Source organism: Sphingobacterium alimentarium (assembly GCF_004342685.1).
In the GTDB taxonomy this organism is placed as follows: Bacteria; Bacteroidota; Bacteroidia; order Sphingobacteriales; family Sphingobacteriaceae; genus Sphingobacterium; species Sphingobacterium alimentarium.
Window position 1 is genome coordinate 1 of the sequence record NZ_SMBZ01000002.1, and the last position, 26296, is coordinate 26296.

The window sequence follows — 26296 nt, forward strand, 5'->3', positions numbered from 1 at the left end:
TCAATTCATCAAAGGTTGGTGGAAAGGCCATCAATTGATGCTGATAGTAGGGTTTGAAATTAGGTAATTTCCGAGACATAATCATCGATTTTTAATACTTAAATATATGAAAATCAAATGATTATATCAATAAAAATAAGAGGAAATATAACATAAAAAAAGACTGTACCACTTATTTATGATACAGCCCCATCTTCAATTAAAATAAACAGTTCAGGTTGTTGAAACTTCTTTTATCTATTTAGATTTAAATTTTTCGAGTCCCGATCGCAGGAAAGCCTCGTATTTGTCTATATCATACACAGCTCCGCTTGTAGGAACCAATAACTGGCCATCGCTATCCAATAAAGCATATAACGGCTGCGAATTGCTGTTGAATCGTGTGATCTGCAGGTCCGCATTGCGCTTGCTTACCGTATTGACTTTCTTTCCCGTCGAAGGGGAGATATAATGTTCGCTCTCTGGAAGCGTCAGCACCTTGTCATCCACATACAGCTCTACCAATATAAATTCCTCGTTTATCAGGTTTCTGATTTTCGGTGCGCTCCATACTTCCGCCTCCATCTTACGGCAGTTGACACAGTTCCAGCCCGTGAAATCTAGCATCAGCGGTTTATTCTGTGCTTTGCTAGCCGCCAGTGCCTCTTCGTAATCATAATACGGATCCATGCCCTTGATGGTGGCTTTGCTGTGAAAATAAGTATAATGCTTGCGCGAGGAGGCCTCAGCCGACTGCGCGCTATGTCCAGCGGATACGCCCGATGTCAAATCAAAGTCCTGTGTGCCTATAGGTGGCAAGAATGCCGATATCGCTTTCAGCGGAGCACCCCACATGCCTGGCACCATATACAGCACAAAGGTGAAAACCAGTATCGCCAGCATCGTGCGCGGCACCGAAAGGTATTCCAGCGTACTGTCGTGCGAAAACTTGATCTTGCCAATCAGATAGAGTCCCAACAGGCCGAATATCACAATCCATAAAGCCAAGTAGACCTCTCTGTCTAGGAAGTTCCAATTGTAGGCTAAGTCTACGTTGGACAGAAACTTCAGCGCCAGCGCCAGCTCCAGAAAGCCCAGCACCACTTTTACACTGTTGAGCCATCCCCCCGATTTAGGGAGAGACTTCAACATGGAGGGGAACATCGCAAAGAGCACAAATGGAATGGCCAGCGCCATAGAAAATCCGAGCATCCCGATCGCCGGACCCAAGCGTTCGCCACGGGTGGCAGCTTCCACCAGCAAAGTGCCGATGATCGGCCCAGTACAGGAGAAGGAAACCACAGCCAGACTGGCAGCCATAAAAAATAGGCCTACGAGTCCGCCTTTATCCGAATTGGAATCTATTTTGTTGACAAAAGAACTCGGCAGGGTAATCTCAAAAGCTCCTAAGAAGGAAGTCGCGAAGACCACCAAAAGTAGGAAGAAAAAGAAATTGAAAATACCGTTTGTAGAGAGTTCGTTGAGTGCTTCGGGACCAAAAGCGATAGTAATGAGCATACCCAAAGCCACGTAAATGACAATAATGGAAAGTCCATACAGCAGCGCTTGAGTGATCGCTTTGGAACGTGAACCTGCTTTTTTGGTAAAGAAACTCACTGTCAGCGGCACCATAGGGAAGATACAAGGCATAAAAAATGCTGCAAAACCACCCAGCACACCGGCGACAAAAATCTTCCACAGTGAAGCCTCCGGAGTAGAACCTTGATCGGAAGCGGGTACAACAGCAGCTTTTGCGGTTGAATCCTGCGCTGCGGAATCCACACCGTCGGAAAATACTACATCGTCAAAATTAACTAGTCCGGTCGTGTCCGCCTCCTCAGCCACAGTGCTTTCGCTCGACTGACCGTCGCTAAACTCCACATCATCAAAATTAATTAATGTATCTTGAGCTGTAAGATTTCCTGCTCCGAAGCTCAGGAAAATTACAAATACATATTGCAGAATATTTTTCATCATGTTGACTTTCATAAATTGGAAATAGATTAGCCAAGTGATGCTTGGCTAAATCTATTCTACCTAAACAAACCACCTAATCTCAATTAGGCTGGAAACATTATATCTAACCTATTAAAGGCTTTTCTAATCGCGCTATGGGTTGAAATCCCGTAAATTCAAGGTCTGTCGATATGTAGCCCTCTTTGATAGGCTCCTCTTTGACCAAATCCGTGCTTAAATATTTCTTGTTATCATCACATAAAAGTGTGACCACAACCGCATCATCTCCCAATTGTTCTTTAATTTTGATTGCTCCGATGACATTCGCACCTGAGGATATGCCTACTGCTAGACCTAATTGCTTGGCCAATTTTTGAGCCATCAGAATAGAATCACCATCCGAAGCGCACACCACCTCATCCAACTCTTCAAGCTTTACAATAGCAGGGATAAATTCATCCGAAATACCTTGAATACGATGTGCACCTACCTTGTAACCTGTGGTCAACGTAGGACTTTCCTGAGGTTCTAAAGGATGGATTTTCACAAAAGGGTTATAGTTTTTCAATTGCTTTCCTACACCCATTACGGTTCCGCCTGTACCTACACCTGCTACAAAAGCATCTGCGGTAAGACCTTTGTTTTTTAATTGCAACGCAATCTCTTTACCTGTAGTCAGCTCGTGCGCCTCCGCATTAAATTCATTTTCAAATTGACAAGGAAGAAATACACCTCCCGCAGCAGCCAATTCTTCACTCAACCTAATACTTCCCAGAAAGCCGCCCTCCTCTTTGCTGATGAGCTGAATATCCGCACCCATACTTTTTATAATATCGATACGCTCTTTGCTCAACCAATTAGGCATAATAATTTTTACCTGATGCCCGAGAGCCTTTCCTATAGCCGAAAACGCAATACCGGTATTACCGCTAGTCGCTTCTACAATGGTATCTTCAGGTTGGATCTGACAGTTCATATACGCCTTATACAAAATAAATAACGCCATACGATCTTTGATACTTCCTGTCAGGTTATAATTTTCACACTTTACGTAGATTTTGCCCGGCTTGCCTTTGTAGGTGTACTGCAACTCCAACATAGGTGTATTCCCCACCAAACACCATAAGTGCTTAAATCTATTCTCCATTTCAACTGAAAGTTCTTTTTCCTCCGTAAAAATATCGTTCATATGTAGCAATTGTAATTACAAACAAAATTGCATGAATAAAAAATATTATTCAACACCTACTTGTATATTCAAAAAATTAATCAGAATTTTTAATTAAAAACAAGAAATATATCAGTATTTCGGTTTTAGAATATTAGACTGCCGAAATTTTAGCTATACCAGACGGCATACCATTTTTACCTTACAGAAAAGTAGTTAGGTGTCTAATCCATTTATTAGAGAAATGAATTAGACACCTAAGTAAAAGATTAATGGATAAAGGGTTTTTAGAGGATGAACCCGAAAATATACAGTATCAAACCGGTGAAACAGGTTAAAGCCATGTCCCACATACCTATTCTACCCCAAAATTTATGGGCTTTACTGAAAGCATTGGGTCTGGGTTGCTTACCAAATTTTCTTAACGATGCGATAATTAACACTATCCAGAACCTGCTCCGTATGGTGGAGAATTAAAATCATTCCACCGTAACGATTGCCTTGTCGTGGATAATGGTTGGGTCGGTCATCTGCAAAATGTAGATACATCAAATGGTGCAGCCGTATTCCACCCATTGCAATTACCACCCTCACAAAAAGTAAGAGCCGAAGCCTACATTGCTGTGCGTGATGTTTATCAAGATCTTTATACCAAGGAGGCGAAGCTTCAGACCGAACGCAAAGAAGAAAGAGAAAATCTTAATCAATTATACGATGCCTTTGTCAAAAGGTACGGAAACCTCAACAGTGCCGATAATATCAAGCTCATCAAAACGGACAGTTCCGGAAAGGAAATACCTTATCTGGAACGTGTGGTTGGTGGTGTGGTACACAAAGCCGATATATTCAGTCACCCTGTAAGTTTTTCTACCTTAACCATAACAACGGACAATCCCGAAGAAGCATTAGCGGCCTCGCTCAATAAGTACGGAAACGTGGATTTGAATTATATGTCCGAAATCAGCGGTATGACTGATGACGCTTTGAAAGAAGCCTTACACGGTCGTATTTATTACAATCCTTTACAAAAGGAATACGAAATATCCGAACGCTGGATTGCAGGTAACGTTGTGGAAAAAGCCCAGGAAGTCAAAGCATATCTCGAAAGTAATCCCGATGATGCACAGGCTAAAGGAAGCCTTACCGTTTTGGAAGAAGCCCGACCAAGACGAATTGAGTTTGAAGAATTGGATTTTAACCTCGGCGAACGTTGGATACCCACTGGTATTTATGGCCGGTTTGCTTCACATCTTTTTGATACGGAGGTCAGCATTCATTACTCGGAGAGTTCTGATGATTTTTCTGTAAGCTGTAAACAAAAGAATGTTCATATATGGGATAAATACGCCGTAAAAGCTGAAAGCCGGGCGTTTGACGGGATTGCTCTGCTCAAACACGCCCTAGTCAATACTACGCCTGATATTACTAAAAAAGTGATGGTTGGCGATCAAGAAGTCAAGGTACGGGATATGGAAGCCATACAAATGGCGAATACCAAGATTGATGAAATCCGAACCGCTTTTACCGACTGGCTTCACGCACAGAACGATGAGTTTAAAAACAGGCTGACCGACCAGTACAACGATACTTTTAACTGTTTCGTTCGCCCGAACTATGACGGAAGCCATCAGGAATTTCCGGGATTAGACCGCAAGGGAGCAGGCATTGAAGACCTGTATTCAAGCCAAAAGGACACCGTTTGGATGATAAAGCTGAACAACGGCGCTATCTGCGACCACGAAGTAGGCGCAGGAAAAACACTGATAATGTGCACCGCAGCACAGGAAATGAAGCGTTTAGGATTAGCCCATAAGCCGATGATTATAGGGCTGAAAGCGAACATACCTGCCATTGCTGAAGACTACCGAAAAGCCTATCCACACGCTAAAATACTTTATCCAGGTATTGATGACTTTACGCCTAAAAAACGCCTGCGCATTTTCGGGGATATTAAAAATAACGATTGGGATTGTGTGATACTCACACACCACCAGTTTGGTATGATACCGCAGTCGCCCGAAATACAAAAGGAAATCCTCGAAATAGAACTGGACAGCGTAGAGCGTAACCTCGATGCCCTGAAATCGCAAGGTAAGGAAGTGACAAGGGGAATGCTCGCCGGGGTCATCAAGCGAAAAGAAAATCTTGAAGTAAAGCTGAAAACGCTGCAACACGATATTGAAAACCGTAAGGATGATATTGTGGACTTTAAGATGATGGGCATAGACCATTTGTTTCTGGACGAAAGCCACCAATTTAAAAACCTGATGTTCAACACCCGCCATACACGGGTTGCCGGATTGGGTAATGTGGATGGAAGCCAGAAAGCATTAAACCTGCTCTTTGCAGTTCGCACCATTCAGGAACGCACCAATGCTGATATGGGCGCAACCTTTCTTTCGGGTACGACCATCAGCAATTCCCTGACGGAGCTGTACCTGCTGTTCAAATACCTGCGACCACGGGCAATGGAAAAACAGGGTATTCATTCCTTTGATGCCTGGGCAGCGATCTACGCACGGAAAACCACCGATTACGAATTTTCGGTGGCTAACAATATCGTGGCAAAAGAGCGTTTCCGTTACTTCATCAAAGTGCCGGAACTGGCTCAATTCTATTCTGAAATTACGGATTACAGAACGGCAAAAGATATAGGTATTGACCGCCCGATTAAAAACGAAATTCTGTATAACATTCCACCAACCCTATTTCAGGAGCTTTTCATTAAAAAGTTGATGGAATTTGCCAAAACAGGCAATGCAGAATTGTTGGGCAGACCTCCGCTAAGCGCCAGCGAAGAAAAAGCAAAGATGCTCATCGCTACGGATTACGCCCGCAAGATGTCGCTCGATATGCGTAGGTAAGTGGTATCTATGCAGACCATCCCGATAATAAGGCTTCGCATTGTGCGGCAAATATTGCCAAATATTACAACAGATACGACGCACAAAAAGGAACGCAGTTCGTTTTTTCGGATTTGGGAACCTACAAGCCAGGCGAATGGAATGTGTACTCCGAAATCAAACGCAAGCTCGTGGAAGACCAAGGCATACCTGCCCACGAAGTAAGGTTTATTCAGGAGGCGAAAAATGACAAGCAACGTAGGGAACTTATAAACGGGATGAATGAGGGCAAAATTCGTGTGCTGTTCGGTTCTACAAGTATGCTCGGAACTGGCGTAAACGCACAATTCCTGATCAGGTCAATATCAAACATCATTACGGCATTGATCTGAAATCGACTCCGATGATTATTGTCATGATAGTATTGTCGGTCATTATCTCATTGGGCTTAGGTACTCTATATGACAAAAACAGGCAATTAAGCGACAAAAAATCATATGAGATGCGTTACCGAATGATGGAATTAGATTTTCCAAATGTTACATCAAATATTGATTCCGTATACTCACATGACCCTTCTAAATTCCACAAATTGGTTATTAAAAGAGAAGAAGAGAAAAAACTTATCTTCAATATAAAAAAGACACAAAAAGATATTAGAGATTTAGATAATGACAAGCTATAAAAAGAAAGAAAGCTTTTTCTTTGTCAAGAAAAAAGAAAACCTTAGGGGCAGTAATAGTCAGATAAGGAACAAAAAAATCAAAAGAGGGTATTTGCTTTTTTTCATTTAGTAGAATCCGCAGAACAAAAAAAGAGTTCTCCAATACCATCTTATTATATAAATTTGATACCGACTAAAAAGCGTTAGCAATATTTTTTATGAGATATTTATTTATAGGGTGTATTTTTATGGTTTGCACTCTCACTTCTTGCAATAACTATACTAACCAAAACAAATCGGAAGGAACAATCGATACTTCGGAAACATCTAAGCTATCTGACAGTGTTATCTTGATTCAACACGTACATGACTGGAACAATATCTACAACACAAAAAATATTAGCTTGTTCCAAGATCTCTATGCTGATCAAGTACTGCTTTATGGTCAATCCTTGTATTTACGAGAATGTATCAAAAACAAGAATGATTTCTTTAATAGATTCCCTGACAGTAGACAACAAATCAACGGAATAATAACCATTGATAGTATAGGCGAATATGCTAAATGTAATTTCGTGAAACGAGTGATGATCAACAACAAAACTACAGATTATCAATCATACTTGATTTTCGAAAAGCAAGACGACATATGGAAGATCGTCGCTGAAAGCGACTTAATAACAGATAAAAATATAGCAAAAACTAATTCAAAAGTTCCAGATGGTTCAATAAAAGGTGATTTTAATGGAGATGGAAAACTCGATTATGTATGGGCAGTGTCACCAATATTGAGGGATGATGAAATGAGTTGTTTTGGAGAATGTATTGTACAGATTTATTTTTCAGATCCGAACTTATCTATTTTAAAAATCCACGGTATAAATACTTCTCTGGAAAATCTTGGAGATCTTAACAATGATGGAAGAGATGAATTAGGTTTTCAGCCAGCATGGTTTACAAGTTGTTGGCGCAAATATTATGTTAAAACTTGGAAAAACAATAAATGGGAAGATTTAATAGAACCAATACCCACGCACTGCAATCAATGGGAAGCTGGATATTTTCCCATTGAAAAAGATTTAGAAAAAAATAATCATGTCATAGTTACCTACAGCTTTCATAGCGGTAACGACATAAAAACACTTAAAAAATCAATTTTTGTAGATTAAAATTGAAAACCAAAAATCTATATATAAAAATGAATAATAAAAAATATTACATCTGGCAACTTGCTTCATTTTTAGCTAGCCACAATATGAAGATGTCAGGAGAAGAATTAGCGGAACATCTTAATCGAAACAATTTCCTAACAAATTATGGGACAACCTACCAAGGTGGACGAGGTACCTATAAACTTATTAAAGAAACGTGGAAATGGGTTCAGGAAGATCTAAATTTATCTGACGAAGCAGAAAAGATAGCAAATTCCTTTGTCAAACCAGACGGAACTTATGCGTATCAATAAAATAGATTATTATAATGAAAGTATTACTACTATTAATTGTTTTGGGAATTATCATAGGTTGTAGTTCACATACGAAAAATGCAAACGAAAACACTTCTTTACAACAAGAGCCAAGTAGCATTTACACAGAAGATGGCGAGGAAATCACAGACGTGCCTAGTGAAACCGATTATGATGAATCTATACCTATATCTCAATATTTTAAAATAGAAACCATTAATGAAGCCTATTTCTTAGACAATGGATATTGTGTCCTAGATATTGATGTCAAAAATATTTATTCCCATAAATTTACCTCTTTCACATTAAGTGCGATCACATACTATAAATTAAAGAATAGTACAGAATACAGGAAAAGTCATGCTCAGACAGGAAGCGACATTAAAAATGAATATAAAAGAATTACTAATTGGCAACCAAATGAAATCAAAAATATAAAGATAGAATTACCAAGTACTGTGGATAGACCTGCGGAACGATTTCATAGAACGCCAAAGGAGATTTTCGTTGAACTTTCATGTTATGCAATTTCTATTGAAGATGAACCCAATGGTGTCTTTGCCCGATTTGACTTGATGGATTTGTGGAAAGCAAAACAAGAAGAACTCATTTCAAAGGGACAATAATAGACAGTTTACTTAAGTATATTTATTCTTCTATTTGAACCATAGTATTTTAACACAAAAAACCAATAAAGACTTCGTGAGAGGTTGTCCGAAGTGAAATATTACTTCTCGCTAGCTATTTTTACTAACCCTTATTAATAAGAATTTTAGGTAAATATCGCGCACAGGAAGTGATCGATGAAAGAAATGTAGAGAGTAGTCAGAATATTACTGACACTAGCTTGGATATATTATTTCCAAATTCCGGTGATGAGAAAGCAGATTATAACAATTATTGGGAGAAAAAACTCCTGAATTACTTAATGATTTAGAAATGATAAATAGAATATCGAAAATTATCGTATTGGCGATGATAGTTATTATGATTGGAACGTTTTGTGCGAATGCACAAGTTAATAAATGGAAATTGAACGAGAAGAAACCTGCATCAATATCCGATCAAAACAGGCTTCCGTACAAACATTCCGACTATGCAATCGTTAGCAGAAATGTAAAAGAATCGTTTGAAAAATGGTTACAAAAGGGTGAATTTGAAAAGTCGACAGAATATGAGAGAAGAGTAAAAGAAAATAGTAATAGTAAGTTTTCAGAAATTTGTGTTTCTGAAATGGAAAAAATAATCAGTCAAGTGTCAATGAGGATCATTCAATATGATGCTGACAATGAATTATTTATATTTAAATTCAGAAACAGCGACCACATTGGGGTAAATGAGGATAGGTATGCAAGGAGATCGTTAGATTTATCAAAATTTGCTTTCCTATCTGTCCCATTCTCACAAGCTGAAAGATTCAAAAAGGATTTTGAGAATTCAAATTATTATGTTAATAAAGTTATTTTTGGATTGAAATGGAGTAAAATAGGGAACCAGCTTGTCCCAACAAAAGGCATAATAGCTGTATCTGAAAAAAACACTAAGCCAAAAATATTTTCAGCAGGATATCATTTTGTGATTCCTGATGATAATAATCAAGAAGATATTATTTTCTCAACATCTAAACTCAAAATTCAGATTATCGGAATTTCGCCAATCGTGTTTAATTATAGTCAATATTATAACTCAATAGTCGAGCATGAAAAAGAACTAGAGCTTGTAAATGAAGTGAAAGAAATAGAAAAAAAAGCGAGCGAGGATGCGGAAAAATTATCATTATTGATAGAAAAAGAAGCAGAGGAGAAAAAAAAGCAGGAAGAGGAGCAGAAAAGGCAAATTATAGCAGAAGAACAGAAAAACAGAGCGTTTATTGACTTTTCACCTAACAAAATTCTTATTGGTAAATTAAAGGCCTATTATGCTGATAAGGAAATTGCTGTTATCAACTTATATGATGAGAGCTCTTCATCTTTGTTAAAAGGATGTATATCTGTTAAATTGCCCAAGACAATAGCTCCCGCAATAATCGAAAATGTGGAACGGGAAAAAGGAAACTATCCTGGAAAAATAGTAGTTGTGCCTACTCAACATGGAAAAGTAGATTCCTCTTCATCTTTGGAAGCGACTGTGTTATTTTTTCTATATGATAGAAATCAAGGAATGTACGGAGGCACCATCTTGGATAGAAATACGGAAATAAGCATGCATGGTTTATCTATATCAAGGACTAAAAGAACTACGAGAGTGTCCTCTAAAGCCCTGATATTCCCCTATGACCGTCAAGGTATATCTCTAACCAATATCAATGATCCTAAAGCCATAGACAAAAAGAACTTGTTTTATGATTGGAAAATTGCAGAAACCCCAAACTTGCTATATTAAAAGGTTTCAATTAGAGACTATATTTTAAAATCACAAAGGCTTTTGTAGTATGCATTATCCAATTTTACTCAGGTTAACAATCTACGGAGGCAGTCTAATTTCGTCCGAAATATGTCCGAAAACAGAAAAAGCCACTGATAATCAGTGGCTTTTGTCGGGGTGGCAGGATTCGAACCTACGACCTCCACATCCCAAATGTGGCGCGATACCGGGCTACGCTACACCCCGAAAAGGTATCACCTTTGTTGATTGTGATGCAAATATACAGCGATTTCTTTACTTGTCAAGAGTTTTTTTTCATTTCTATAATAACCAATTGATTTATTGTTAAATAGCTTTTTTAAAAGACGTAAATAATAAAAGTCAAAAATTAGACCCATTATATGCTATGAAAAATAATATATATTCCTTACCTTTGCACTCACCTTACAAGTGAGGTGGTTTTTTAATAAAACATTTTTAAAATTAAAATAAAAGCTGTAATATTGCATTCCGATTTTTACAGGATATAAATCGTTTATAATTACTCGAAATCATGGATTTAGTAAAATTTGTAGAAGAACAAGCGGTAGTAAAGAATGAAATTCCCGCTTTCAAAGCAGGAGATACCATCAGCGTGCATTATAAAATTCGCGAAGGAAACAAAGAGCGTGTTCAGGTGTACCAAGGTGTAGTTATCCAATTAAACAGCGAAGGTACTAACGCTACTTTTACCGTTCGTAAAATCTCTAACGGTGTAGGTGTTGAACGTATTTTCCCTGTAAATTCTCCTAACATTGAAAAAATTGACGTAAACAGTGTAGGAAAAGTACGTCGCGCTAAATTATTCTATTTACGTGGCCTTACTGGTAAAGCTGCTCGTATCAAAGCTAAACGTATTACTAAGTAATCCGTTTCTTGCTAGACGACGTCTCAAATCATAAAAAAGGATGTAACAGCGTTACATCCTTTTTTATTTTGCCTCTTAGCGTAGGATTTGGGGTTTCGTCTCCATAATATCGTCTATACGAGTCAATACTTCTGGTGTCAACAAAGGCAGCACATCCAATGCTTTTAAGTTTTCCGTCAATTGACTTTCTTTTGTTGCGCCCAATATCGCCGAAGTCACATTCGGGTTGCTGATACACCATGCAATAGAAAGCGTACTTAAGCTCACACCCAATTCCTCAGCCAAGTCGGCCAATTTGATGACCTTGGAGATTTTATCATCCACCAACGTAGCGTCCTTCAACCATTCATAACCTTCCAAAGATAAACGTGTTCCCTCAGGGATACCATTATTATATTTTCCAGTCAACAATCCTGAAGCCAGCGGTGACCAGATCGTCGTTCCCATGCCTACATTTTTGAAAATCGACAGAAACTCGGATTCCATTTTGCGTCTGTTGAACAAATTGTATTCGGGTTGCTCCACTGCTGGACCTTCCAATCCCAATTCCTTAGCGACCATATGCGCCTCTACGATTTCGGCAGCAGACCACTCACTCGTACCCCAATATAAAATTTTGCCTTGCTGAATCAAGGTATTCATCGTACGCACAATCTCTTCCATCGGCACATTCGGATCCGAGCGATGACAGTAATACAGATCAAGATAGTCGGTCTGTAATCGGGTCAGCGCTTCATGGCAGGCTTCCATTAAGTGCTTGCGGCTCAACCCATGTTGATTGGGTTTCTTATCCTCCCCTTTCCAACCGAAGAAAGCTTTACTCGATAGTACATACGATGTACGGTCCCAATCCTTTTGCTTCAAGACACGCCCCATCATCTCTTCCGATTTACCTGCCGAATACACTTCCGCATTATCAAAAAAGTTAACTCCAGCATCATATGCAATAGACATAAGTCTGTCATTATCCCGATCATCTGTCTGACGGGCAAAGGTAACCCACGATCCAAAAGACAAAACGCTCAATTGAAGACCCGTTTTCCCCATTTTTCTATATTCCATAGCTTTTTTATTTTAAAGTTTTCAGGAAAAAGCTGTATCGGTTGAATACTAAGCTTTTATAAAGATTGTCAAAAAAGTCAGGTAACGATTTGGTAACGGTGCTTATTGCTTTGCTTTTCAACGTGTTTCCGTTAGCTCATAGCAAATATACAAAATTTTAATTTTTCTTTATCAATATATTTATGCAGTCTCTACTCTTCATATATACTTTGAATATTCCTAACAGTTGATTTTAAATCATCAATCAAGCTTTGAGGTTTAAGTACTTTAAGGTTTTCTCCAAAGGATAAGAGTTCCATAAAGAAATCATGTGTAATGAATAGTTTAAGCTGTATTCTCAATTCATCTTCATTATCTATCAGAATTTGCTGAGAATCGTGTAACGGCAATGATTTGATATATTTCCCCTGAAATGCATTGAAAGAAAGTACTACATCTTCTGGCTGATGACCGTTCGGACTGATAATACCAAAGCAGTATCTGTAATGTTCATTTACATCAAAATCTTTTGGAAAGTTGAATTTCTTATTCAAAATTCCCAAATCTGTTAAACGGTCAAGTGCAAAACTCTTTATCTTGTTATCTACTAAATCTTTTGATAAGACATACCATCTGTTTTTGAATTCTTTCAGCGCATACGGTTCCACTAATCTTTCAGTCAATTCGTCTTCCCAATATTTTTGATACACAAATTTTATTTGAATCTGATTTTTAATAGCATGAAGTATTCCATACAAATGTTCTGTACCTTGAGGTTTTCGCTTCTCAAAATGAATATGCTTAGAAAGCCTATCTGTTAAATTCAAAGCATTAAATGTATCGAAAGCTTCCAATATCCTTTCGTTTGCTTCGGGCTGTTCGTCAAAATCTATGTAATAGACTTTTTTAGAAAAGTCAAACAAAATATCGATATTGTACAAAGAACGAATATCATCCCTATCTCGTTGAAATGTACGCTTTGAAATATTGAAATTGTAGGCTTGAATTTCTGATTCCAAGGTAAGATATTCTTCAATTTCGGCAAATGTCGCAGGTCGCTTTCTTAATTTTTTTATAATGAGATTATATCTTGCTATTGATTCTCTTTTTGACATAACTTATGATAAATAGATGCGTTAATATACTGACTTTTATGTTTTTCTATCCCATAGTTGGAATGATTGTGTCCAAATATGTGGTACTTTGGCTCAAACTGAAATACAAAATCACTAATTTCTTTACTGCCAAACCCATTATCTAAAATACCGTGAGGAGGATAATGTGATGCAATGATATCGATTCTATTTTTCGTTTCGATGCCTTTGTAAAAAGGGAAAGCACTTATTCCCATTATGCTTATGTCACTTATTACAATCGATTCGTCATTTAACCATATAATGTTTTTGGGTATCAATTTTTTACCCCATTCTGGTTCTAACTCGAAAGGTAAATCGTGATTTCCATGAATAAATATTTTATGTGGTATTTCTAATTTAACATACCAATCAAAAAAATCAAAAATTTCATCCATATCTCCTGCATTACAAATATCTCCACAATGAATTACAATCTGAATATTTTTAGGAATATCGATTAAACGATGTTTACCATGCGTGTCTGATAACAATAAAATGTTTTGGTCTTTTATTTTAATCGTGTGCATAGCCAAATCCAATTTTAGTTCTATTTATACTGATGGATTCTTCATTACAAAATGACTGTATTTGTTCAAAATTAGTCACAGTGCCATGAACAATTTCCTGTATTTCACTTTTGCGAATAATATTATCTATCTGTCCGCCTGAAAAGTCAAACTTATCTGCGAGCATTTGACAACTCTCATCATCTAAATGTGACAACTTTGATTTCCATATCTTAGCTCTTATTTCTTTTGTAGGTTTCTTGAAAGGTACTTTGAATAAAAATCTTCGTTCAAAGGCAGTATCCAAATTATTAGCTAAGTTGGTAGTTGCCATTAAAATACCTTCAAAGTTTTCAAGCTCTTCCAGTATAATATTTTGAATAGCATTTTCAGTTTGAGCCACATTGGAATTACTGTTTTCTTTCCTTTTAGAAATAATGGCATCCGCTTCATTAAAGAATAAAATAGGCGTTAGTTTACATTCTTTTGCATATGCTCTGTAATCCGTAAAAATTCGTTTAATGATTTTTTCACTTTCGCCAAACCACATAGATTTTGACTGGCTGATTTCTACTTTCATTATTTCTCGGTCTGTAGCTTTTGCCAATTGTTTTACAATTTCGGTTTTTCCTGTTCCAGGTGCACCGTGCAATAAAACTGCAATTCCTTGGGGTAAACCTTTATTTGTCAACCTTGTCTGTGTTTCATGATATTTAGCTTCCTGAAGTAAATTTTGAAGCGTTTCTAATTGATTCATCTCCTCATTATCAAAAACCAATTCACGATAAATAACTTCCGAAGGGACAATAATATTATCTTTTCTCTTTTTGTTTAGAAAAAGTTTAATGCCACAATCATTCAGAAGTTGAAGAGAAGTATCCGTCAATTTCATTTCAGTATCATTGAAAAATTGAGCTTCTATAATTTCAACCAAATTATTGTTAGTAAGGATATGATTACCAGATAACAATTTTTGTATTTCATTTACTCTCTCTGATGGACTATCATAAATACCCTCCAAAGCTCTTCCAATATCTGTAGATTCGTTTCCTGACACTGTTTTCCATATTAAGTATAAAAAAAGATAAGTGTCTTCTATACTTAAACTGAATTGCTTTACTTTTTCTATTAACGCAAAATGAGTGTTGTCTGCAATCAATTTTTCAACATCCCGAAATAATTCAAAGGTTGAAATTTTATCATCGTCTCGTTGATCGCCTAATTTGTATAACTGTTCTAACAAATCTATTATACCCTTTATTTTACTCTCGTTGATTTTGGGCAAAGGTTTATTTTGCAAAATGGCTTCTGTGATTTTTTCATAAATAACAAATTGGTCATTAGCTCCTGCCAACTTCACACGGTGTCTTGATTTCTTTTTTTCAAAAATCCCAACTTTGTGTAAGTACTCAAAATCATCGCTGTATTCCAAAATTTTCATTGGATTACATTCAAAATAATCTATTAAATCGTTTAAATCAACAGTGTCCCCTTTGTAGTTTAGAGCAAAAACCATTGCAATAAAAAAGGTTTGATTCTCTGACGTTTTGAAATATTGAGAAAGTGTATGTAGTTCGGATTTTATGCTTTCAAAAAATGAATTTTCAAGCTTACAATTTTTTGATTGTTCATACACTTTCCCAATGCTTTCCAGAATTTGTTTCTTTGTGATACTTTCCATAAACCTATCTTTATTTGACAAAGGTAGATTGAGAGTAAGACAAAGTGTGTCGTGGTTGTGAAGGTAGAATGTTTTTTATTTATGTAGATTAAAACCAAACAATTCCGATATTTCTAAATATCGGAATTGTTTTCATAAAGATTTAAAATTTCAACAAGAGGGATTAATTCATCAATTAAGTTTTCACAACTTAAAATATAGCAGTTTCTCTCTTCATCAAATTTAAAAGATGAATGATTGAATTCTTTACTCAAATTGTAAACAACCCAATTGTTATTGATTTGTTCCAATTCAACGCCATTTTTTAAATGTAATCTGCTAAAATTTGAGTATTGAGCACAAGAGTAAGCTTCATTGATATGAATTCTAACATATTGCGGGCTATGATATCTAAACCAAAATACAAATGGATTATGATGATAAGAATTCAAACTTTGATTATAAAAAATTTCAACTCTATTCTCATAATTCTTTGTATAAATAGGGTGGTCAAGTATAGTTTTATACTTGGGATTTAAACAGTACCATAACCAACTATCTTTATAACTTGCTATATTTTCTGAAACTTTGGTTTCAATAAAATTATGCCAATCACTAATATTTTCTTTGGAAAATATTTTAAATAACTCTTCAAAATTTGACTTAATTTCTTCATCTGGTGATGCTAACACCCGATGCCATTTTCCTTTTTGTCCGAAAAATCTAAACTCTCCCAAGTTTGAGTATCCTACATTTATGGAATAATCTCCGAAACACAATAACAGACGGATAATATCTTGATAAGCTACTTCTCTATACATGCTATAGAAATTATCTGTAATTTTTTGTAGCTCCGCATTGGTATATGAGGTAAAATCAAAATTGAAAATCAACCCTCTTAAAGTTGAATGGTCTTCAATCTTGAAAATTAAATCTTTTCGAAAAATATCATCTTGAAAAAGATTATATTTTGCTATTTCGTGTTGAATATACTCTTTTCTAAAAGATACTGATATAGTATTCAGATTTTGATAAGGATTAGATATTGATAACGAAAAAATAGTGTTTAGTATATCGTTGTAATAATCTGTTCTTAATTCTGAATCTAAAGATGTTTTATTTTTCTGATTGACATTGTTGATATAATTTCTAATAATTCGTAAAAAGTCTTTCAAGTTAGAGGTGACAGTTATAGAGTCTGCTTTTGTGATATAATTTAACCATCCAAATAATAAAATATTTTCAAAATGTGAAAAATTATCATTGTTAAATATTTTCAGAATAAGATTTAGTGATGGCTGGTTAATTGCGATTCTATCTTTCTGGAATTTTTCAGAGAAAATATCACCAAAATAATCTACCCATTCGTTGTACCCAAGCCCAATTACTAAATCGAATGTTTGAATTAATATTTGTAGGTTTTCTTCTTTTGAATAAACAATATCAATAGCTACATCATTGAATTGATAATTTCTACCAATATTATCTTTATAGTATAGATATTCGGTTATTTTTCTGATAAATGAAAGCATCAATTCATCACATCGCTTCGTGAATTTAGAAACATCTTGTTCTACATCGACCGTTTTATTGAAACTTTCAATCGTGAATTTCCAAAAAACATCTAACCATACACCATCTATTTTTTCTATGAAAAATTTAGATGAGTTATGTGATGATATTACATTTTCAAAAGAAGCCTTAAAATTTTCAAAGTCAGAAAGAGGTTTACCTCTTGCATTCATTTTTATGTATAGGTTGTCGCCTAATCCATATTCATTAATTTGTAAAAAGTGAAAATTAACAGGTCGTTTTTCTTTTAATGTTTCGAATGAAATATCTGAAAAAAGCTTTGATACATCTTCCAATGTTTGTAGAATGCCTTTTACAGTTGGGTCATAGTCCCAATTAAGATTGTACCATGGCTGGTTTTTTATTGTACAAACTATATTTTGCGTGTTTTCTTCTGTTTCAATTCTTATTTTTTCTATGTTTTCATCTTTATTTAATGATTTTAAAAATTCTTTAGCAGATTGTCTCGTCTTGTAACTAAATAGATGTAGACCATTTTCATAAAAAGACACATCGTCTTTAAAAGCAAGAAACCAATAGATTATATACAGCGTGGTTAATCTTTGTTGACCATCAAGAGGAATAAAAGTTGAATTTTCAATATAACCGTACACAAAATCTAAATTCAGATGTTTATCACTTCCATTTTGACTTTCTCGCATAACGCTGTATAAATCTTTAAGAAATTTTTCTCGGATATAAGCCGTTTTTTCATCATTTCGACCTTGAGCATAATCTCTCTGAATCATTGGGATTTCTATTCCATTTTCGATTTGAATATGTTCTTTTGCGATATTTTTCCAAACAAAGATATTATTGGTTAATATATCTAAGAGTGTATAATTAATATTCATAGGTTTCTAAATTTTGGTTTTTTACAAAATTCATCTGCTCTTGAATTTTGAATAAGTATTCATCTCTGTCTTCTAAAGTCCAATAATTAAGGTGTTTTGGATAATCTGAATAGTACTTTAAGAAAGAGTTTTTTGTTGCGTTTGGTATGTAAAAACCGTTTAGTTCAAAATCAATTATTGACTTTCTTTTTACCCCAAATGCACTATTTCCTAATGAAGAATTTTTTTTCGTATCCAACAATGCCATATTAGAAATATGATGTTCTCCAATCAATTTTTCAAATGGTATCTTTGATTTTTTACTGGTACTTTCCGTATTGTTCTCTTTGTAATCAAGGTTTTCTAAAACTTCTCTGGATAAATCTTCAAATTGTAGTTTAAGGTTTTTTGCACTTGTGTCTTTTAATTCTACAATAAGGTTTTCTATTCTATCAGTTAATTCACGATCAGAATCTATTGCTTTAAGAACTTTTTTGTGGTCTTCAAGCCATTGTGAATACTCACTTTGCTTTACCTCTAATGCATTTTGTGGATGGATGTGTTCCAAACTCCATTTAATTTCTTCAACTTTTAATTGCTTGAAAGGAAATCTATTAGTTTTGGAACGGTATACTTCCATCACATTGAAGAATACCAATGTTTTTTCAACTTGATTGTAAGAATTTTTATAATCTAAGTCTTCAATCTTAATATGACAAAAACGTTCTTCTATTTCCTTGAAAAGGTACTTGACAAATAATGTCTTGTTGGATTCTTGATACTCCTTTATAAGAATTAGTATATCGACACCGTCCCAAATAAGTAGTCCTATTAAATGATAATATTCGTGATTTGAATACCAATCTTGAAGGATGGTAAAATATAAGTCAATTTCATTCCAATTCGATTCAATAAAATCATATTCTTTAGACTCTCTAGATTTAACATAAAGCGGATAGTAATATCTAAAGACATCAAACTCTTCTTTTATCGCTATATTTTTATTCCGCACAATTAGTTGAAAGATATAATCTATTCTAGTTGCTAATTTGTTTTCAGATTTATTAATAAAATTCCAGAAATCATCGTTTTGTAAGGCATTTTCTATTTGATTCCATTTGTTAGAAATATCTAATTGATGCGTATATATATCTTTTGATTGATTTTCAAAATTCGCTTTACTCAAAAACAATGCTTTTATTAATTCTGCATTAGTTAAACTTATCTTGCCACTATTCAATCGGGTAAATACTTTTACAAGTTCTTCTCTGTTGCTTTCTTCGACATCGTACCAAATTACTTCAACTTTTTCCAACAAAGTTTGAAAAATATTCATTTCGATATTAGAATCAATTTTTGTTTCCTTTTTAATATTTAGCCAAGAATCAATTACTTTGTAAGCATTTGATATGTGTGAGAAATCGGGATTGGAGTAATCAAAACTTCCTGTGTCTAATTTTTTGAAAAAATCTACACAATTTTGCCTTACTTCAAAATCTAATTGGAATTTTTCATCAATAAATCGCTTGAATCGAGTCAGCAGTATGTATATGGTTGTTAATCTCTGCTGTCCATCAATTATTTCATACTTGTTTTCTTCAATCTTACTTACTACAATAGGTTGCAAGCAATAGGATTCTTGTTTAGTCACATACACTTCATAGATATCATCTAAAAGTTCTTCAACTTGTTTTTTATCCCAACGGTAGCCTCGCTGATAGGAAGGGATAAAATAAATATTATCTGAGAAATTTATCTCTTTAATTTTTTTAGGTTCTATCATATTTTATTATAAACTATTACTTTGCAAATGTATCAAAAACAATTCAGCACAGGCTTTAGCATCGCTTAAAGCATCATGATGATTTAATGAAATTTTATAATGATTGCACAATGAAGCTAAATTTTGTTTAAAAAGACGATAGGTACAATGTTTTTCATACTCGGGATTTTCCATACCATAATATTCCAACGTTTTTTCTAAAACTGGAAAATCAAAAGACAAGCCATTGTGAGCTACAACGGCTTGTCCTTTGATATAAGGTTCTAATCTGTGCCAGATTTTGTCGAAAGTGAGAGCTTCTTTTGTCATGTCTGGAGTAATGCCATGAATGTCAATAAATCTCCCCCAATAATAGTTATCAGGCGGTTGTACTAATAAGTTAATTTCATCAGTGATAATACCATTATTGACACGAACAAGTCCAACCTGACAAATACTCCAACGATAACCTTGTGCAGTTTCAAAGTCTATTGCGGTAAAACATTCCATTTACAAAGCAGGTGCATGTTTTCCTTTGTGTGAGCCATTTGGGTGTCTCATACACGAACCACTTGTTAAGCTTGAAAGAGATGAATACTTTGTCCCGCAATGCTTACACACATACTGCGATTTTTCACTTCCCTCATATAGTTTGTGTTTTCCTTTATGAGAACCATTAGGGTGTCGCATACACGAACCACTTGTTAGACTTGATACGCTGGAATACTTTGTTCCGCAATACTCACAATTGTAATTTGCCATAATCTGTAATTTTTTATATATGCTTACTCTCAAAGTTTTCAGCTTTCCTTATTTTACATAGCAAAAATACTTAAAGAGTAAGCCAATCCGTGTCATACTCTATAAGTTATAAAAAAATAACACTAAGAACCTGTATATTATCTTCTATGCTTTGGATGTTTTTTCTTTTTCATCCGATTGGCAAACTGTTCTTCCTCGTAGTCCTCGCCCTGTGCATCGGGTAATAAGCTGAGTAATCCTAAATCGGAATTGGATGAATGCTCATTTGAAAGAAATTCAAAAAGGTCTTTTGTCGGTACGCTGTCTATTTCATTTGCTTTAGAAACAGGGTTATTCTGTATTTTCAATTCGGGTTTGTTTCCATTGTTCCACCAATCATTAAATACGTTTGCAGACAAATTTCTGTCTAATTGTGAGCCGTTCCAAACGCTACGACTTCCGTGGTCAATAAAGGTCATACCGTAAATTCGTCCTTCATTATTACGTCTCACAACCGTATTAATTCCCTGTTCAGCCAATTGTTTTTTAAAATCCGTTTCGTTGCTTATGGTGTGCATAGCCAATTCAACGGTATTCTTTAAAACTAACCTTGCAGGATTGGTTTTCATTTTCTCTTTGGACTGCTCAAAATGTTTTTGAAGTTGTGCAATTCCTGCATCTTTCCCGAAAAGTGATGCTTTGAATGGATTACTTACCTTGTTTCCATTCTGGTCCAAAGCAACATAGACCAATCCGTTTACAGGTTGTCCATTCCGTTCGCCTTTGACTTCTTCTGCTGTGATGTTGAATAGAGAAAGCAAAGCATTGTAACCACCCATAGTTGAAAAACTATAATGATTTGGCAGATGCCGTACTATCGAAGCAATCTGACTTTTGATGTCACCATTTTTATGATTTATGGGCTTGAAAACTCTATTGTTTTGTTTCTGTTCTTGTTCGGTTGCCTTTTGTAGATTATATTTCTGTTCTAAATCCCTACAGATAGCCATTGAACGTGGGTGGTCGTAATCATCGGGGATTTTCTTTCCATCAATAGCTACACAAGTTGAAACGATATGGATGTGTGTACGGTCTATGTCTGTATGTTTGAAAACGATGTAAGGTTGATTGACATATCCCATACGCTCCATATATTCCTTTGCCATTTCCATAAACTGTTCATCATTGACCGTATCCGAAGGATCTGGGTTCAGTGATATATGCCGAACCGTCTTTTCCGTTTTATTATTTGCTGATAAATACGGCTCAAAGCACTTGTTGAAATGCGCTACGGAATACTTACCATCTACTGTGTCGGGTATCTTATTGAGCAATAGAACCGTTCCGTTTTCCTTGTCCACTTTCTGCTGATTGTACAAAATTGCACCATACATATTGCTTCCCTTTCCAATTTTTGCAATCATAACTTTACTCTTTTTTCAGATACTTCTCTTCAAATTCCTGTGTCAAACGGATGACCTCTTTAGTAACTTGTACCAATTCTATGGTTTCCTTTTCCAATCTAAAAAGGTATGTTCCTGCTTTTTTCTCCGAAAAATTGCGGTATAATATCTTCACAATCTGATTGTAATTTGTTCCGATTGATCGGAACTGGCTAAAAAACCGGGTCAATTTTTCGTGATATTCTATTGCATCCATATCAATTTTTACGGTTTTTACTGTCTTCTGAAAGATACAGGCTGTAATAAAATGAGCGATTACTTTCATTTCTGACTGGTCAAAGAGGGCAAGGAATCTGGCATTATCCTCCGCATTCAGGTTAAAGGAATACCGATGCACCGCAGGGTCAATCTTTGGTTTTCTTCCTGATTTCTTAATCTGTTTTCTTTTTTTCTCTTCCATAATAATCCATTTTAATTTTTAAACAAACGAGCGACTTCGGAGCCGTTTCCAGCCCCCTGCAAGGGCAAGTGCTCTTGAGGTGCGGAAATTTATTTCGAGGACCTCAAGAGATAACTTGCTCTGAACAGGAGTTCAGAAAAATCCGTTTTGCAAACGGATTGTAGTTAGCAGGGAAAACCCATAGCTTCCATTACAAATTTCGGTAAGACTATTTAAATAACAGCTATTTACAACAATGACAATGAACGCCAAATGATGCCACTGAATACCACCTTAAAGCAGATTGGGACTGCTTTTATTTCCTTTGTATATGGCTAGCTAGCTGATTGGTTATATCCTTAATGAAGTAACTAAACAGCATAAATCCCGACAGCAAATCTGCGTGATTGAATGCAGACGAATTGCAGATTTTTGAGTTAATGAACTAACCAATTAAGGGTCTGCAGGTGCTTAGGTAGATAGGTAGTTATATAGATACAACAGTATATACAGCTGATTGCTTAGTTAACCAAACAGCTAATTGGATATAATATTAAAAATGATAGATATGATACACGAAGAAAACAAAAATCAGCAACCCGAAAAAGAGGATTTCTCTATTGAAAATTTCCTAACTGATGAAAAGAAACAATCTTTCACGGAACAACAGGCAGTAACACATCGGGAAGATTTTGTCAAACCCAAAGTAGATGAGGAAGCTATTATGCGTGTAATGGCAGGTGAAGAACCTTCGGAAACTGAAACGGAAAACACAAAAACACCTGCGAGTAATACAAGAAGGATGATTTACAAGCCAAAGAAGCTGACCAAAGAGGACTACTGCGGACGGTTCTTCAAAATTCCCACGACAACGGCAAGCAGGGGGAAATCAGTGTATGTACGGCAGGAACACCACGAAACATTTAACAGGCTTACAAATATTATGGGCATCGACAAACTGACGATTTATGCGTATCTGGACAACATTATCGAATACCATTTTCAAGAGTTCGGGGAATTGATTAGGGAAATCTATAACGAGAAACACAAACCGTTGTTTTGATAACTATACGTGGTGGGTGGTACGTTTCTACCTCTTAAAATTATTTTCCAAAAGAAAAAAACAGAAAAAAAAGAAAGCCATTTTAGCAAGGCGGACAGGCGGAAAAACCAAAAGGAAACGGAATAAGTCCCGAAGGGTGGCAGGGCAAACACAACCACTCGGCGAAGCCACCATATTTGACCTGCCATTATGCCGTAGTCTTTTGGTTGGGTGGTGCGGTGGCTGTCCGCCTTAACTTTGCTACCTTTTTATTCTTTTTTAATCAATTCCAATCAAAGAAAGGGTACAAAAAAACACGTAAGGGCTAAAGATAGGGTGTTTTTGGTATGCTTTCCCTTATCCGTAAAAAACTCTTTAAATGTGCGAGGGCTTTGCAAGGAAAATTTAAAGTGTTTTGAGGATTACTTTCCATTCATATTGTGCCAACATAAGCCAAATACTGCCAAATACTGCCTAATGAAAACAATACATTCCCTTGTGTTCTATATTGGGTGCAAATTTTGAACCTATGGCACAAAAAGTAATACCTGACAAAGAGCAGAAAGAGAAAGAACAAATCAGAAAAAAAGAACATAGTCCTTTGATACAGGTTGATAAGCAGAGTGACCCGATTTCTAATTTCATCGCTAATTTAAAACGTCAGTTCAGGGAAGCAAAAGGCTTAATAGATTGGAACAGGCTATTCGGGGGAAAACGTACTGAACAACAAAAGCAGACTTCCGAACCTGAAAGCATAATAGGTGCGACAAAAACGCTTATCCGTTCGGACTTCAAAAATGAAGAAAAAAATCAGGCTATACAGACCAATAAAAAGCCTGCTTTAAAAATGGACAATACAATCATAACGCAACAGTCTCGTCCTAAAAGTAAGAAACCAAAGTTAGGATTATAGCCTAGTATTTGGCAACTGTACGCCAAATACCGCCATCGGATGCAACATTAAAATGACCTATGTGAATAGCTTTTATTTTAGAGGTTTAAATGATGCAGATATGGAAATAACAGTTTTAGACATTCAGATTTTAAAAGCATTGCATAGGGAAGTTAAGGAAGTTTCCAATTTGATAGCGGAAATGACTACACCCTACAAAGCACTGCAACAGGCAACGAAATGGCTCGACCAACAGGAAGCCTGCCAATTGCTCAACATCAGCAAAAGAACGTTGCAGACGTATAGGGCAAAAGGCATTCTTGGAGCAACGCAAATTAATCGGAAAACGTATTTCAGATTATCTGAAGTGGAGTTACTTATGCAGGGAGAGCGACCATTAAAAAAGCAAAAGAAATGAAACAGATTGGAAATTCAAACGAAGATATGCTTGCCTTGCTCGAAGCTATGGTAGGCATCAAAAATGAATTGTTGTATATCAGAGAATATTTCCACCCATTACTAAAAGGGGAAATCTATCTGTCAGGCGAACAGGTTTGCGAGATGCTCCACATCAGCAAACGGACATTGCAACAGTACAGGGATGACGGACTGATACCTTTTATCAAGCTCGAACGGAAAATCTTGTTTCGTGAAAGCGATATTGTAAAAGTATTGGAAGATAACTATCAGTGTTGGGATAGTTTGGGAATGTAATGTTTTGACCCTTGGCGAAGAAGCGGATTTCGAAGCACAGAGCTTCATTTAAGCACTGAACCCGCTTTTTTGCCAAACCCCTGTTGCCTACTGCCATATTTTCATTCGTCTTTGGTTATTCCGAAAAAGTCGTAAATGTTTTTCCGTCGTAGCGATATAGTCCGCAATTTCGAGTTCCAATCCAAATATTGCCATTTCTGTCTTCGAGCATATTCCAAACCGAATTTTTACCAATACCATCTTTGGTTGTAAAATTTTCAAATATTTTTCCATTGTAACACCATATTCCATCTTCACTCTCTATTGTTCCCGTTTTTTCTTCTCCGCTGAACCAAACTTTACCTGATCTATCAACCAAAATAGGATTACCGATTCCAACCTTTTCGGTATAATTAGTAAAGGTTTTACCATCGTGAAAAAAGTTACCGTTACTTCTGCCACCAAACCAAATTTGTCCGTTCTTATCTTCTATCATATACCTAATCCATCCATCACCATTGGGTTTAGAGCTTGTAATGGATTTACCATTGAAACGTATAACACCTTCTTGAGCAATTGGTCCAGACCCCATCCAAATTATTCCGTTGCTATCTTCTAAAAAGCATTGTATCCATTTAAGCTGAAGATTTTGATTGTTTGAAATGTTGCTCTTATCTAAAAATCGACTAAACGATTTTCCATCATAACAATATAAATCCTGTGAAGTGCCGAACCAGATTATTCCGTTTTTGCCTTGCAACATACTCCAAACCGAATTTTTACCAGACTGTGTTGTTGCAGTCACTACACCAATTGAAGTGGTCATTGTAAACGGAATTTTTGAAATAGTCTTCCCATCGAAACGGCTAACACCATCGTCTGTTCCAAACCAAATGTTTCCCGATTTATCTTCTAAAATTGACCAAATAGAATTGTTACTTAGTCCATCTTTTTCCGTGAATTGGGTAAATTCATTTCCGTCATATCGGTAAACACCTTCGCCTGTTGTCCCAAACCAAAGATTGCCGTCTTTGTCTTGCAGGCTACAATGTACATTTTGATGTTCAGTTGTGCCTTGCGTTTTTGTCAACTTTGCATTTTTACTTGTAAATGATTGTTGTTCGACAACCGTTTTAGTTGGTTGTTCTGTTTTTGTCTGTCCGTTACAAGATGTGAATATTATTGATACCAACAGTAAAGAGAAGATTGGATTTTTGAATTTTGTCATTT

Annotated in this window: 24 protein-coding genes and 1 tRNA gene; 12 read left to right on the forward strand and 13 right to left on the reverse strand. The window is 35.9% G+C overall.

Going from position 1 to position 26296, the window contains the following annotated elements:
- Nucleotides 1-237 precede the first annotated feature (237 nt).
- Nucleotides 238-1953 carry a protein-disulfide reductase DsbD family protein gene (locus EDC17_RS00935; protein ID WP_132776296.1) on the reverse strand — a complete coding sequence of 572 codons (1716 nt, stop codon included), beginning with the start codon at nucleotides 1951-1953 and terminating at the stop codon, nucleotides 238-240.
- A gap of 106 nt (nucleotides 1954-2059) precedes the next feature.
- A complete protein-coding gene (locus EDC17_RS00940; RefSeq protein ID WP_132776023.1) occupies nucleotides 2060-3124 on the reverse strand; it encodes a PLP-dependent cysteine synthase family protein in 1065 nt (354 codons plus the stop codon).
- Nucleotides 3125-3609: 485 nt separating this feature from the next.
- On the opposite strand from EDC17_RS00940, the gene EDC17_RS16965 reads away from it, so the two are divergent.
- From EDC17_RS16965 to EDC17_RS00970, 7 genes are all read left to right on the forward strand, one after another.
- On the forward strand, nucleotides 3610-5967 hold the full coding sequence (locus EDC17_RS16965) for a hypothetical protein (RefSeq protein ID WP_449441390.1): 2358 nt from the start codon (nucleotides 3610-3612) through the stop codon (nucleotides 5965-5967).
- Nucleotides 5968-6080: 113 nt separating this feature from the next.
- Nucleotides 6081-6338: a hypothetical protein gene (locus tag EDC17_RS17695; RefSeq protein WP_449441391.1), complete on the forward strand. Its 258-nt coding sequence runs from the start codon at nucleotides 6081-6083 to the stop codon at nucleotides 6336-6338.
- A 23-nt stretch (nucleotides 6339-6361) separates the two neighbouring features.
- Nucleotides 6362-6631 (forward strand): hypothetical protein, encoded by a 270-nt coding sequence (locus EDC17_RS00950; RefSeq protein WP_132776025.1) that lies wholly within the window; start codon nucleotides 6362-6364, stop codon nucleotides 6629-6631.
- Nucleotides 6632-6828: 197 nt separating this feature from the next.
- A complete protein-coding gene (locus EDC17_RS00955; protein ID WP_132776027.1) occupies nucleotides 6829-7779 on the forward strand; it encodes a hypothetical protein in 951 nt (316 codons plus the stop codon).
- A 29-nt stretch (nucleotides 7780-7808) separates the two neighbouring features.
- Nucleotides 7809-8075, forward strand: coding sequence for a hypothetical protein (locus tag EDC17_RS00960; protein WP_132776029.1), 267 nt, complete (start codon nucleotides 7809-7811; stop codon nucleotides 8073-8075).
- A 14-nt stretch (nucleotides 8076-8089) separates the two neighbouring features.
- Nucleotides 8090-8701: a hypothetical protein gene (locus EDC17_RS00965; protein ID WP_132776030.1), complete on the forward strand. Its 612-nt coding sequence runs from the start codon at nucleotides 8090-8092 to the stop codon at nucleotides 8699-8701.
- Between the two features lie 274 nt (nucleotides 8702-8975).
- Nucleotides 8976-10457 carry a hypothetical protein gene (locus EDC17_RS00970; protein WP_132776032.1) on the forward strand — a complete coding sequence of 494 codons (1482 nt, stop codon included), beginning with the start codon at nucleotides 8976-8978 and terminating at the stop codon, nucleotides 10455-10457.
- A gap of 154 nt (nucleotides 10458-10611) precedes the next feature.
- Here EDC17_RS00970 and EDC17_RS00975 read toward each other — a convergent pair.
- Nucleotides 10612-10685: transfer RNA gene (locus EDC17_RS00975), tRNA-Pro, on the reverse strand.
- 307 nt (nucleotides 10686-10992) lie between these two features.
- Between EDC17_RS00975 and rplS the strand changes: the two genes are divergently transcribed.
- Nucleotides 10993-11346 (forward strand): 50S ribosomal protein L19, encoded by a 354-nt coding sequence (rplS, locus tag EDC17_RS00980; RefSeq protein WP_132776034.1) that lies wholly within the window; start codon nucleotides 10993-10995, stop codon nucleotides 11344-11346.
- Between the two features lie 75 nt (nucleotides 11347-11421).
- Here the strand turns inward: rplS and EDC17_RS00985 are convergent, their stop codons facing one another.
- From EDC17_RS00985 to mobA, 9 genes are all read right to left on the reverse strand, one after another.
- A complete protein-coding gene (locus EDC17_RS00985; RefSeq protein WP_132776036.1) occupies nucleotides 11422-12408 on the reverse strand; it encodes a potassium channel beta subunit family protein in 987 nt (328 codons plus the stop codon).
- 191 nt (nucleotides 12409-12599) lie between these two features.
- Nucleotides 12600-13502, reverse strand: coding sequence for a helix-turn-helix transcriptional regulator (locus EDC17_RS00990; RefSeq protein WP_132776038.1), 903 nt, complete (start codon nucleotides 13500-13502; stop codon nucleotides 12600-12602).
- Entirely contained in the window at nucleotides 13481-14050 is a 570-nt protein-coding gene (locus EDC17_RS00995) for a metallophosphoesterase family protein (protein ID WP_132776040.1), read from the reverse strand. The genes EDC17_RS00990 and EDC17_RS00995 overlap by 22 nt, the downstream gene beginning before the upstream one ends.
- Nucleotides 14037-15710, reverse strand: a complete 1674-nt coding sequence (locus EDC17_RS01000) for an AAA family ATPase (RefSeq protein ID WP_132776042.1) — start codon at nucleotides 15708-15710, stop codon at nucleotides 14037-14039. The genes EDC17_RS00995 and EDC17_RS01000 overlap by 14 nt, the downstream gene beginning before the upstream one ends.
- Nucleotides 15711-15823: 113 nt before the next feature.
- Nucleotides 15824-18115, reverse strand: a complete 2292-nt coding sequence (locus tag EDC17_RS01005; RefSeq protein ID WP_132776044.1) for a DUF262 domain-containing protein — start codon at nucleotides 18113-18115, stop codon at nucleotides 15824-15826.
- A complete protein-coding gene (locus EDC17_RS01010; protein ID WP_132776046.1) occupies nucleotides 18105-19877 on the reverse strand; it encodes a DUF262 domain-containing protein in 1773 nt (590 codons plus the stop codon). The genes EDC17_RS01005 and EDC17_RS01010 overlap by 11 nt, the downstream gene beginning before the upstream one ends.
- A 6-nt stretch (nucleotides 19878-19883) precedes the next feature.
- Nucleotides 19884-20366 carry a 3'-5' exonuclease gene (locus EDC17_RS01015; protein WP_132776048.1) on the reverse strand — a complete coding sequence of 161 codons (483 nt, stop codon included), beginning with the start codon at nucleotides 20364-20366 and terminating at the stop codon, nucleotides 19884-19886.
- A gap of 389 nt (nucleotides 20367-20755) precedes the next feature.
- On the reverse strand, nucleotides 20756-22021 hold the full coding sequence (gene mobB / locus EDC17_RS01025) for a conjugal transfer protein MobB (RefSeq protein ID WP_132776052.1): 1266 nt from the start codon (nucleotides 22019-22021) through the stop codon (nucleotides 20756-20758).
- A 4-nt stretch (nucleotides 22022-22025) separates the two neighbouring features.
- Nucleotides 22026-22460, reverse strand: coding sequence for a conjugal transfer protein MobA (mobA, locus tag EDC17_RS01030; RefSeq protein ID WP_132776054.1), 435 nt, complete (start codon nucleotides 22458-22460; stop codon nucleotides 22026-22028).
- A gap of 547 nt (nucleotides 22461-23007) precedes the next feature.
- Between mobA and EDC17_RS01035 the strand changes: the two genes are divergently transcribed.
- The 4 genes from EDC17_RS01035 to EDC17_RS01050 all read left to right on the forward strand — a co-directional run bounded on the left by EDC17_RS01035 (nucleotide 23008) and on the right by EDC17_RS01050 (nucleotide 25087).
- Complete coding sequence (locus EDC17_RS01035; RefSeq protein ID WP_123852698.1) at nucleotides 23008-23502, forward strand: DUF3408 domain-containing protein; 495 nt, start codon at nucleotides 23008-23010, stop codon at nucleotides 23500-23502.
- Between the two features lie 508 nt (nucleotides 23503-24010).
- A complete protein-coding gene (locus EDC17_RS01040) occupies nucleotides 24011-24394 on the forward strand; it encodes a hypothetical protein (protein ID WP_070565605.1) in 384 nt (127 codons plus the stop codon).
- Nucleotides 24395-24494: 100 nt separating this feature from the next.
- Nucleotides 24495-24791 carry a helix-turn-helix domain-containing protein gene (locus tag EDC17_RS01045; protein ID WP_031504736.1) on the forward strand — a complete coding sequence of 99 codons (297 nt, stop codon included), beginning with the start codon at nucleotides 24495-24497 and terminating at the stop codon, nucleotides 24789-24791.
- Nucleotides 24788-25087 carry a helix-turn-helix domain-containing protein gene (locus EDC17_RS01050; protein ID WP_132776055.1) on the forward strand — a complete coding sequence of 100 codons (300 nt, stop codon included), beginning with the start codon at nucleotides 24788-24790 and terminating at the stop codon, nucleotides 25085-25087. The genes EDC17_RS01045 and EDC17_RS01050 overlap by 4 nt, the downstream gene beginning before the upstream one ends.
- Before the next feature lie 115 nt (nucleotides 25088-25202).
- On the opposite strand, the gene EDC17_RS01055 is transcribed toward EDC17_RS01050, so the two are convergent.
- Nucleotides 25203-26294 (reverse strand): ligand-binding sensor domain-containing protein, encoded by a 1092-nt coding sequence (locus EDC17_RS01055; RefSeq protein ID WP_132776057.1) that lies wholly within the window; start codon nucleotides 26292-26294, stop codon nucleotides 25203-25205.
- Nucleotides 26295-26296 lie beyond the last annotated feature (2 nt).